General features: G+C 69.6%; 2 protein-coding genes and 2 pseudogenes. 2 read left to right on the forward strand and 2 right to left on the reverse strand.

Annotated features, from left to right (window positions below):
- On the forward strand, positions 1 to 329 hold a 329-nt coding region (locus ACIQOV_RS34685; RefSeq protein ID WP_401054823.1), incomplete at its 5' end, for a transposase.
- A gap of 78 nt (positions 330 to 407) precedes the next feature.
- Here ACIQOV_RS34685 and ACIQOV_RS34690 read toward each other — a convergent pair.
- A pseudogene (locus ACIQOV_RS34690) lies at positions 408 to 1,314 on the reverse strand (ISL3 family transposase); the annotation flags it as partial.
- A 161-nt stretch (positions 1,315 to 1,475) separates the two neighbouring features.
- Positions 1,476 to 2,618: a hypothetical protein gene (locus tag ACIQOV_RS34695; RefSeq protein WP_331768730.1), complete on the reverse strand. Its 1,143-nt coding sequence runs from the start codon at positions 2,616 to 2,618 to the stop codon at positions 1,476 to 1,478.
- Positions 2,619 to 2,929: 311 nt separating this feature from the next.
- Between ACIQOV_RS34695 and ACIQOV_RS34700 the strand changes: the two are divergent.
- Positions 2,930 to 3,016: pseudogene (locus tag ACIQOV_RS34700) on the forward strand (IS3 family transposase); the annotation flags it as partial.
- Between the last annotated feature and the right edge of the window lie 94 nt (positions 3,017 to 3,110).

Raw genomic sequence — 3,110 nt, forward strand, 5'->3', positions numbered from 1 at the left:
GCCTCGACGAGCTGTGCGAACGCAACCCGGCTCTGGCCACGACCACCCAGTACGCCCGGCGTCTGGCCACCATGGTCCGCGAACGCCGCAGCGAGGACCTGGCCCTCGACGTCTGGCTCGCTGACGTCCGCCTCGACGGACAACCAGAACTCCGCACCCTGGCCGGCGGCATCCGACGCGACCACGCAGCCGTTCTCGCAGCCCTGCACACCACGCTCACCTCGGGAGCAGTCGAGGGCAACGTGACCAGGATCAAGCTCCTGAAGAGGCAGATGTACGGCCGGGCCAACTTCGATCTCCTACGCCGCCGCATCCTCCTATCACCGTGATCAACCAGCCAAGACCCCTCAATCAGCGACAGAGCCCGGAAAGTGATCCAGAACCAGTTCTCACCCGTTGCCGACAGGCCGGTACTGTGGCGCCCGGCGAAGGCCGTCGGGCTCGGGAACGCGCGCATAGCGCTTGACCGTGTTCAATGCCAGGTTCAGGCGGCGGGCGCATTCCAGCAGGCCCACGCCCTTGCCGAGCATCTCGTGGACCTGACGCCACTGCTCGCGGGTGGTCACTGCGCGCACGCCTTCCGGTCGGGGCGGATTCACGGTCGCTCAGCAAGCGGAGTGCGCCCGCACCTCCTTCAGGGCGGCTTCGCAGAGGTTGCGCCAGATGTGCCACCGGTCGCCGACCTGCACTCCCTCGGGCAAAGCGCGGCGAACGGCCTCGCCATAGGCCCCGGAGCCGTCCCGGCACACGATCTCGACCCCCGGGTGCTCGCGCAGCCACGCCTCCAGGGCATCGGCGCCTCGGCCGGGCAGCACATCGATCCGCTCGCCGGTCTCGGCGTCGATCAGCACGGTCGCGTACCGGCAGCGGCGGCGCAGGGCGAAGTCGTCCACGCCCCGAACCCGTGGCACCCGGTGCGTGGGCAGCGGCACCCGCAACAACATCCGCAAGGCCGTGGACCGGGAGGCCGGCGTGGCGAGTTCGAGGAGCCGGGATGCGGCTCGGCCCGCTCGCGCGGCGGCTCGTCCGGCGCTGGTATCGCTCCAGCAGCCGGGGCACCTGCTCGCGGAACGTTTGCCGTCTGCAGCCCAGCACCGGGCAGGCCAGGCGGAGCACGCGCACCACCACGAGCACCCGCCAGCCATCCGTCAGCACGTCCGCCACCGTCCGGTGGTGGAAGCCGTGCACCCGGTCCGTCGGTGCCCCGCAGACCGAGCAGGGCACCGGACCGTCCATGGTCCGGGCCACCACCCGAATCGCCGCACCCTCATCCACCACGTCCTCGATCGCCAGGAGCGACAGCCCGGAAAGCACCGTAGCCACAAGTGCGTCGGCATCTCGCATGACCTGCCAACGACGCCAGTCACGCTTCGCTACCATCGACTACGGGACAGAGCCAACTTTCTGACATGCTCCCTGGGTGTGGCCGGCCGCTCTGCGCAGGTCCGCCAGGGCTCGGTCGGCCACCTCGTGGGTCAGGGGCGGATGGTATCGCGCCCAGTGACGCCGGTGGGCTGAAGCGGGGTGAAGCCCTGAGCGAGGAGTTCGGCGGTCACGGTCACCTGGCCCACCCGCTCGAGACGGTCGGGGACCATGAAAGTGATCTCGATGTGCGTGGACACCGACTGGCCGGGGAGCAAGTCCGTCAGGTGGGCGCCCGGCACGATGCCGGTCAGCTCGCCGCGGGCATCCTGGGCCAGCGGGACCAGTACCCCGTCTGCGGTCAGTTGCACGGCCGCCGGGTCAAGGCCCTGCCTGCCATCGGCGATGGTGATCCGGGTGCCGACGTGCCGGAAGTGCGGGCCGTCCGCGGGGCTCTCGAAGGTGACGGTGCCCTCCACCCTACGCTCGTGCCGCGAGCTCTCGCCGTGTTCGAGCTCGACGGTGCCGGTGCCCCTGCGGTCCACGGCGAAGTCGTAGGTGCTGCCGCCCGCCGTGATGTTGTCGACGTAGGTGTCGAGGGTGGCGTTTGGGTCACCGAGCGTTCCGACGTTGGCGATGACACCGACAGCCCTGCTGTTAGCGCCGGTGCAGGTGCTCACGTAGGTGCTGAGCGGGTAGTCGCCGCCCGCCGTGATCGGCGTGCCGGGGATGCTGCGCGAGCTGGTCCAGATGCCCTCCGGGCCGGAGGCGAAGTGCTGCCAGGTGTCCGGCACGATGCCGTGGTTGCCCTGCGCGTCGGTGGCCAGCTGCGGCTGGAAGCTCAGCGTCGTGAACTCGCCCAGGCAGTAGATCGGCAGCTGGAGGTTGGGGCCGGTGCCAGTCGCGGATGAGTGGGCGCTGTCGACGTACGTGTTGTAGGACAGTGGAGAGGCGGCGATCTCGTCCAGCGGTGTGGGCGGGAAGTAGTGGGCGGCCTGGGACTGCTCTCCCGGCCCGACGGCCAGGTGGAGGCTGCCGTTGAAGGTGTCGGGCGCGGCGAACGGCGACACCTCCTGGACGCCGTGGGCCCGGTCTGCGTTGCCCGGCTGATCCTGGAGACGGAACCAGGGACCCCGGGGGCCGAGATCGGCGGGGCTGACCTGGACGATGGCGGCTTGCGCCTGGGAAGCAAAGCCGAACACGGAGGTGCCGGAGGCCAGAAGAACCGTGACCAGGCCCGAAGTGAATCGCTTCATATCAAGACTCCCGTTGGGTAACCGCCCGAAAGGGCGGAGAAACGAACCGTGAGTGCAATTCCCAGACCGCGCCACCGCCGCATCCACCCGTCAGCGAAATCCCCCGTTCAGCCACAGCAGCAGGTCAGGGGCGCCCAGGCGAAGCTGGGGGGCGCGGTGGCCGTCGTGGTGCCTGAAGCCGGACCGCGCACCTAATCTTTCGGCCGACGCGTGCTCACCCGGATCCGCCACCCGCACCGGCCTCGGCCACGATCCGACGTTCCGCCCCGGCGCCTACGCAAGGAGGAGACAACGCGTGTACAGACGGCAAGCTGACCGAGCACATCCGCCGCATCCACGCCGACTCCCACGAGACCTACGGCTCCCCTCTCGTCCACGCCGTCCTGCGGCGCGAGGGGCCCACGAATCCAGGAAGCCGAGCGAACTCGACCTCTCCGACGAGGAGCTGATCAACGAGCTCCGCCGTCTCAACGGCACGCCGGAGACCTTGCT

Origin of the sequence: Kitasatospora sp. NPDC091257 (genome assembly GCF_044757675.1) — a bacterium.
GTDB classification, from domain to species: Bacteria; Actinomycetota; Actinomycetes; order Streptomycetales; family Streptomycetaceae; genus Kitasatospora; species Kitasatospora lactacystinica.

Bases quoted from the DNA above. Each gene is read 5' to 3' on its own strand.
- ACIQOV_RS34695 (WP_331768730.1), bottom strand. From the start codon at position 2,618: ATGAAGCGATTCACTTCGGGCCTGGTCACGGTTCTTCTGGCCTCCGGC.